Source organism: Acidovorax sp. MR-S7 (assembly GCF_000400995.2).
In the GTDB taxonomy this organism is placed as follows: Bacteria; Pseudomonadota; Gammaproteobacteria; order Burkholderiales; family Burkholderiaceae_C; genus MR-S7.
This window is the reverse complement of record NZ_DF239004.1, coordinates 1-6,331: the sequence shown is the minus strand read 5'-3', so window position 1 is coordinate 6,331 and position 6,331 is coordinate 1. Positions and strand designations below refer to the sequence as shown.

Annotated in this window: 7 protein-coding genes and 1 pseudogene; 3 read left to right on the top strand and 5 right to left on the bottom strand. The window is 65.4% G+C overall.

The genetic code is table 11. The features are described from left to right. Nucleotides 1-74: 74 nt before the first annotated feature. Nucleotides 75-860 (top strand): annotated as a pseudogene (locus tag AVS7_RS22860) (YhcG family protein); the annotation flags it as partial. 8 nt (nucleotides 861-868) lie between these two features. Here the strand turns inward: AVS7_RS22860 and arsH are convergent. From arsH to AVS7_RS22835, 5 genes are read right to left on the bottom strand one after another with little or no spacing between them, the layout of a single operon-like run. Further along, nucleotides 869-1,591: an arsenical resistance protein ArsH gene (gene arsH / locus AVS7_RS22855; protein WP_020230273.1), complete on the bottom strand. Its 723-nt coding sequence runs from the start codon at nucleotides 1,589-1,591 to the stop codon at nucleotides 869-871. After that, on the bottom strand, nucleotides 1,584-2,006 hold the full coding sequence (gene arsC / locus AVS7_RS22850; protein WP_020230272.1) for an arsenate reductase (glutaredoxin): 423 nt from the start codon (nucleotides 2,004-2,006) through the stop codon (nucleotides 1,584-1,586). Before arsC ends, arsH begins: the two co-directional genes overlap by 8 nt. Nucleotides 2,007-2,022: 16 nt before the next feature. Continuing rightward, nucleotides 2,023-3,099, bottom strand: coding sequence for an ACR3 family arsenite efflux transporter (arsB, locus tag AVS7_RS22845; RefSeq protein ID WP_020230271.1), 1,077 nt, complete (start codon nucleotides 3,097-3,099; stop codon nucleotides 2,023-2,025). 11 nt (nucleotides 3,100-3,110) lie between these two features. After that, nucleotides 3,111-3,599, bottom strand: coding sequence for an arsenate reductase ArsC (locus tag AVS7_RS22840; protein WP_020230270.1), 489 nt, complete (start codon nucleotides 3,597-3,599; stop codon nucleotides 3,111-3,113). A gap of 4 nt (nucleotides 3,600-3,603) precedes the next feature. Next, the gene (locus AVS7_RS22835) at nucleotides 3,604-3,948 is read right to left on the bottom strand and encodes a helix-turn-helix transcriptional regulator (protein ID WP_020230269.1); all 345 of its coding nucleotides are present in this window, start codon (nucleotides 3,946-3,948) and stop codon (nucleotides 3,604-3,606) included. A 388-nt stretch (nucleotides 3,949-4,336) separates the two neighbouring features. On the opposite strand from AVS7_RS22835, the gene radC reads away from it, so the two are divergent. Together radC and AVS7_RS22825 are read left to right on the top strand one after the other, a co-directional pair. Further along, on the top strand, nucleotides 4,337-4,846 hold the full coding sequence (radC, locus tag AVS7_RS22830) for a DNA repair protein RadC (RefSeq protein WP_020230268.1): 510 nt from the start codon (nucleotides 4,337-4,339) through the stop codon (nucleotides 4,844-4,846). Nucleotides 4,847-5,127: 281 nt separating this feature from the next. Continuing rightward, nucleotides 5,128-5,514, top strand: coding sequence for a hypothetical protein (locus AVS7_RS22825; protein ID WP_020230267.1), 387 nt, complete (start codon nucleotides 5,128-5,130; stop codon nucleotides 5,512-5,514). Nucleotides 5,515-6,331: the final 817 nt, after the last annotated feature.

The following is a 6,331-nucleotide window of genomic DNA, read 5'->3' as shown; positions in this document are numbered from 1 at the left end:
TCGGTCAGTCTTGGCGCAGGAGCTGGAGCCGCTTGACCCCGTTCTTTGACTACCCGCCGGAAATCCGCAAGGTCGCCGCCACCTTCCCCGACGAGCGAATTCTCGTATCACTGATACGAGAATTGAGCTGGACGCACTTCATCGCCCTGATGCCGCTGAAAGACCCGCTCCAGCGGGACTACTACGCGCAGATGGCCAGCACCCAACGCTGGAGCGTGCGGACGCTGCGCGAGCGCATCGACTCGATGCTGTACGAGCGCACGGCGCTGTCCCACAAGCCGGAAGAAACCATCGCGCAGGAGCTGGCGACCCTGCGCGATGCGCAGCGCATGTCGCCGGCCCTGGTCATGCGCGACCCGTACATCCTCGACTTCCTGGGCCTGCGGGACACTTGGCAGGAAGGCGACCTGGAAGCGGCGATCATCCGCGAAATGGAGTCCTTCCTGCTGGAGCTGGGCGCGGGCTTCTCATTCGTCGCCCGGCAGAAGCGCATCCCGATCGACGACGAGGATTTCCACCTTGACCTGCTGTTCTACAACCGCAAGCTGCGCCGGCTGGTGGCGGTGGAGTTGAAGATCGGCGAGTTCAAGGCCGCGTACAAGGGACAGATGGAGCTTTACCTGCGCTGGCTCGACAAGCACGAACGCGAGCCGGAAGAAGCCTCGCCGCTGGGGATCATTCTCTGCACAGGCAAGAAGCGCGAGCAGATCGAATTGCTGGAACTGGACAAGTCGGGCATCCACGTTGCCGAGTACCTGACCACCTTGCCGCCGCGTGCGGTGCTGGGCGAACGGTTGCAGCAGGCGACGGAGCGGGCGCGCTTGCAGATTGAGCAGCGCGACGGCATCGGAAATGCCTGACTTGGCGCTCAGATCGCGACTTGGCTGACGCGCCGGCTCAACGCCTCGGCAGTTTCCTTGCGCTCGCTATACCGATCCACCAGATACGGCGCCACGTCGCGCGTGAGCAGCGTGAACTTCATCAGTTCTTCCATCACGTCCACCACGCGGTCGTAGTAGGCCGAGGGCTTCATGCGTCCGGCCTCGTCGAACTCCTGGTACGCCTTGGCGACCGAGGACTGGTTCGGGACGGTCAGCATCCGCATCCAGCGGCCCAGCACGCGCATCTGGTTGACGGCGTTGAACGACTGCGAGCCGCCCGATACCTGCATCACCGCCAGCGTCTTGCCCTGGGTCGGGCGCACCGAGCCGACTGACAGCGGAATCCAGTCGATTTGGGTCTTCATCAGGCCGGTCATCGCGCCGTGGCGCTCCGGCGAACTCCACACCATGCCCTCGGCCCATTGCACCAGTTCGTGCAGTTCCTTGACCTTCGGGTGATCGGCCGGCGCATCGTCCACCAGAGGCAGCCCGGACGGATTGAACAATCGGGTCTCGCCGCCCAGCGCCCGCAAGATGCGTGCGGCTTCTTCGGCTGCGAGGCGGCTGAACGAGCGTTCGCGCAGCGAACCATAGAGCAGCAGGAAGCGCGGCGCGTGCGTGGCCCGTGCCGGCGCGAACAGGTGTTCGGTGTCCGGTTGCTGGAACAGCGCCGTGTCGATGTTCGGCAGGTCGAGACGGGATTCAGACACGGCGGCCGTCCTGATCGACCACCGGCTCGCCGTCTTCCTTGATGAACGCGCCGCGCTGCGGCTGCGGCAGCAGATCGAGCACGGCTTCCGAGGGCCGGCACAGTTTCGTGCCCAGCGGCGTGACCACGATCGGCCGGTTGATGAGAATGGGATGCTGGAGCATGAAACCGATCAGGTCGTCATCGCTCCACTTCGGATTGCCCAAGTCGAGTTCGGCATAGGGTGTGCCTTTCTCGCGCAGCACAGCGCGCACCGGCACGCCCATCGCGGCGATCAACGCCTGGAGCGTGTCGCGATCGGGCGGCGTTTTCAGGTACTCGATGATGGTCGGTTCTTCGCCGCTGTTGCGGATCAGTCCGAGCACGTTGCGCGAGGTGCCGCAGGCGGGGTTGTGGTAGATCGTGATGGTGCTCATGGATGCCTCTTGGAGATTACGAAGCGGTCGCGCGGCGTTCGTACCAGCCGCGCGAGCGGTTGACCACGCGCACCACCAGCAGCATCACCGGCACTTCGATCAGCACGCCGACCACGGTGGCCAGCGCCGCGCCAGAGTGGAAGCCGAACAGGCTGATGGCGGCGGCCACGGCCAGCTCGAAGAAATTGGATGCGCCGATCAGTGCAGAGGGGCCGGCGATGCTGTGCTTCTCGCCTACCCTGCGGTTGAGCCAGTACGCCAGCCCGGAGTTGAAGAGCACTTGGATCAGAATGGGCACGGCCAGCATGGCAATCACCAACGGTTGACGCAGGATGGCTTCGCCCTGGAAGGCGAACAGCAGCACCAGGGTCAGCAACAGCGCGGCGATGGACAGTGGGCCGATGCGCTCCAGTGTTCGGTCGAACGCGGCCTGCCCCTTGCGCAGCAGCGCACGACGCCAGAGCTGCGCGAGGATGACTGGGATGACGATGTAGAGCACCACCGACACCAGCAGCGTGTCCCACGGCACCGTAATGGCCGACAGGCCCAGCAGCAGTCCGACGATCGGCGCGAAGGCAAACACCATGATGGTGTCGTTCAAGGCCACCTGTGAGAGCGTGAACACCGGATCTCCGCCAGTCAGCCGGCTCCAGACGAACACCATTGCGGTACATGGGGCAGCGGCCAGCAGGATCAGGCCGGCGATATAGCTGTCGAGCTGGTCAGCCGGCAGCCAGTCGGCAAAGACCTGACGAATGAAGATCCACGCCAGCAGCGCCATCGAGAACGGCTTGACCGCCCAGTTCACGAACAACGTGACGCCGATGCCGCGCCAGTGTTGCTTGACCTGACCGAGTGCGCCGAAGTCCACTTTCAGTAGCATCGGCACGATCATCACCCAGATCAACAGCCCGACCGGCAGGTTGACCTGGGCGCTCTCCATGCGGCCGATGGCCTGGAACACCCCCGGCGCGAACTGGCCGAGCGCGATGCCGGCAACGATGCACAGCGCCACCCACACCGTCAGGTAACGCTCGAAGCCGCTCATGGCGGAGGTGGCCGGCGCGGGGCCGGCGGTATCGGTTGCGGTCATCGGGGGGGGCCTCACTGGCGGCCAATGTCGCGCAGCTCGCGCTGCAACGACATGGCATCGAGACGCTGCAATGGCAGCGACAGGAACAGCTCGATGCGCCGACGCAGCGTGATCGCTGCATCGAGGAACGCTTTGCGCTGCTGTTCATCGGTGCCTTCGACCGCAGCCGGGTCGGGTACGCCCCAATGGGCCGACACGGGCTTGCCTGGCCACAGCGGACACGCCCCGCCGGCGGCGTTATCGCAGACGGTGAAGATGAAATCGAACACCGGCGCGTCGGGCTTCACGAACTCGTCCCAGCTCTTGCTGCGGTAGCCGGTTGTCGGCAGGCGCAGCCGCTCTAGCGTGGCAAGCGCCAGCGGGTGAACCTCGCCTTTTGGGTGACTGCCGGCGGAATAGGCATGGAAGCGGCCTTGGCCTAGCTCGTTGAGCAAGCCTTCGGCAAGGATGGAGCGGGCAGAGTTGCCCGTGCAGATGAACAAGGCGTTGTAGGTGGTCATGGCGTCAGCAGTCGCAGCGGGTGGTTGTGTCGGAAACCTCGCAGACACCGCCTTGGCAGCAGTGCTCGGTCATGTAGCCGAGCAAACCGTTCATCCGGGCGAAGTCGGCGCGGTAGATCAGATTGCGGCCCTGCTGCTCGATGGTGACGAGGCCGGCATGGGCCAATTCCTTCAAGTGGAAGGACAGGGAGTTACGGGCCACGTCGAGTTGGTCGGCAAGGACGCTCGGCGTCAGCCCCTCGGGGCCGGCGACCACCAGGGCGCGGAATACGCGCAGCCGCTGGGTGTGAGCCAAGGCGCCGAGGGCGGAAACGGCTTGATCTTCATTCATCATTCGATAATACAACATTTATTGAATCATTGTGCAAGTGAGCAACACACCAAGGCTCATGGCGTCCCGGCGTGCCGCCGTCGCGCTGTCGTGCTGCGCATCGAGCCTCGCTGCGCGAGTCTCGCCCCCTTCGGGCTTCCATCGTTCCCTCGCTCCGCTCGGCTGACGCCTACGGCCCGGCTTCCAGCTTCGGGCCTGCGCGCTTCGCTTGCCGAATGCGGGCATGTGTGGGCGGGGTTAGACGGTCTTGCTGTTCCCTTTCACCCTACCACGGTGTTCTCGCCGTCAAGGGCTGCGCGTGCTCGCACGCTTGCGGCCGTGGCCGTCTTCGCCCCTGTGACGGCTTGCGCTGCGCCGTGCTGGTGCCGGTTCCGGGCAATTCCGCCCGAGCAACCGGAGCACGATCATGTCGCAACTGTCCATTCCTTCCTTCGATTCCCCGCTGATGCTGCGTGACTCGCGCGGGCGCTACCGTCAGGCATCGGCCGACCAGATTCTCGAAGCCGCGCGCCAGGTCATCGACCAGAAGATGCAACGCGGTGACGAGTTCACTTCGCCGGCGGCGGTCAAGGACTACTTGCGCGCCAAGCTGGCCGGCTTCGAGCACGAAGTCTTCGCGGTGCTGTTCCTCGATACGCGCCATCGGCTGATCGACTATGCCGAGATGTTCCGCGGCACGATCGACAGCGCGGAGGTTCATCCGCGCGAAGTGGTCAAGGAGGCGCTGCGGCTCAACGCGGCGGCGGTCATCATTTCGCACAATCACCCGAGCGGGAACCCCGAGCCGCGCGCGGCCGACAGGGCAATGACCTCGCAGCTTCGGCAGGCGCTGGCGCTGGTGGACGTTCGCACGTTGGATCACATCATCGTGGCGGGCAGCACCACCACGTCTTTCGCCGAACGTGGCTTGATTTGATCGAGGGGGCTTCGGCCCCCTTTTTGCTGCGCCCAGTGGCGCAGCTCCGGCCCTCGCGGGCCTGCGCGTGCTGCGCACTTGCCAAAGGCAGGTGTGGGTGTCGCATTGAGGGGGGGCGGTCTTGCTGTGTCCCTTCACCGTATCACGGCGTTCTCGCCGTCAAGGGCTGCACGCGCCTTGCGCGCTTGCGTCCTAGCGGCCGTCTGCGACCCCTGACTGCTTGCGCTGCGCCGTGCTGGCGACGGTTCCGGGCAATTCCGCCCGAGCAACCGGAGATCGTCATGAACGACAAATCGCACGTTTCGCTTGAACAACACGTTTGCCTTGTCTGCGGCACTCGCTTCGACACCGGCGCCGTCCTGCTGGATCGCCGCCTGCGCGCGAGCATGGAGCGCCACACTGCAACCGGCTGGGGCTTGTGCCCCGAGCATCAGAAGCTGTCCGACGACGGCTTTGTCGCCCTGGTCGAGTGCGACCCGCTGCACAGCGGGTCGCCGGCGGGCGGTGGTCGCGTGAAGCCCGAACAGGCATACCGGACGGGCCGCCTGGCGCACCTCAAGCGCGAAGCCTTCGCGCAGGTGTTCAACGTGCCGATCGCGGCCGACCAGCCGTGCGTCTTCGTCGAACCCAGCGTGATCGAGCAGTTGCAGACGATGACTGCGAACTGATCGCGCCTGGTGCCATCCGGTGCGCTGCCCTGCGGGGCGGCGCACCTTTTTTTCTGCTGCGCCCTGGTGCCGACGACTTCGCGCCTGCGGCGCTGCGCGCTGGCGCTTGCACTCCAGGGGAAGTGCCTGCGGCACATCCCCGCCGCGCTTCGCTTGGCGCCCCTACAACACCGCCGCCCCGGCTGCGCCGGCGCGGCAATACCGATGCCGCAAAGGCTGCTTGTCCACCACAGAAGATCCACACTGCATCTCCACGACTGCATGGGCGTCCCCGGCCAAGAAACATGGCCGGTCGCGCTGTCGTGCTTCGCATCGAGCCGCCTGCGGCGTCTCGCCCCTGACGGGCTTCCATCGTTCCCTCGCTCCGCTCGGCTGACGCCTACGGCCCGGCTTCCAGCTTCGGGCCTGCGCGCTTCGCTTGCGTGCGGTCGGCACACAGGGATGGCCGTTGCCTTGTCCAGCCGTCTCCCCTGACTTCATCACCTTACCCGCGACCGTAGCCCGCTCCCGTGTGCCGTCAAGGCGCGCAGGGCCGTGTCCTCGGCTGCGCCTGCGGGCCGCACCCACCCTGCGCTTGCCTCCTTGACGGCCCCCGTCCGCGCGCTCCTGACCGTCGCGGGCGATGAACTCAGGAAAGACGGTGGCAACAGGGCCAACCGGGTTCCTCGTGCCGACCGCACCAAACAGCCGAAAGGCTGGGCTTCCGAATCTAGGAATCCGGTGTGCGGTGTGAACAGCAAACCCTTTTTTCTTGGCTCTGTCACAAATCTGTGTTGGTAGTATGTGGGCCAACGCGTTGACGGAGTGGGTTTGCCAT

Coding starts and splice junctions, on each gene's coding strand:
- arsC (WP_020230272.1), bottom strand. CDS start 2,006: ATGAGCACCATCACGATCTACCACAACCCCGCCTGCGGCACCTCGCGC.
- radC (WP_020230268.1), top strand. CDS start 4,337: ATGTCGCAACTGTCCATTCCTTCCTTCGATTCCCCGCTGATGCTGCGT.
- AVS7_RS22840 (WP_020230270.1), bottom strand. CDS start 3,599: ATGACCACCTACAACGCCTTGTTCATCTGCACGGGCAACTCTGCCCGC.
- AVS7_RS22835 (WP_020230269.1), bottom strand. CDS start 3,948: ATGTTGTATTATCGAATGATGAATGAAGATCAAGCCGTTTCCGCCCTC.
- AVS7_RS22825 (WP_020230267.1), top strand. CDS start 5,128: ATGAACGACAAATCGCACGTTTCGCTTGAACAACACGTTTGCCTTGTC.
- arsB (WP_020230271.1), bottom strand. CDS start 3,099: ATGACCGCAACCGATACCGCCGGCCCCGCGCCGGCCACCTCCGCCATG.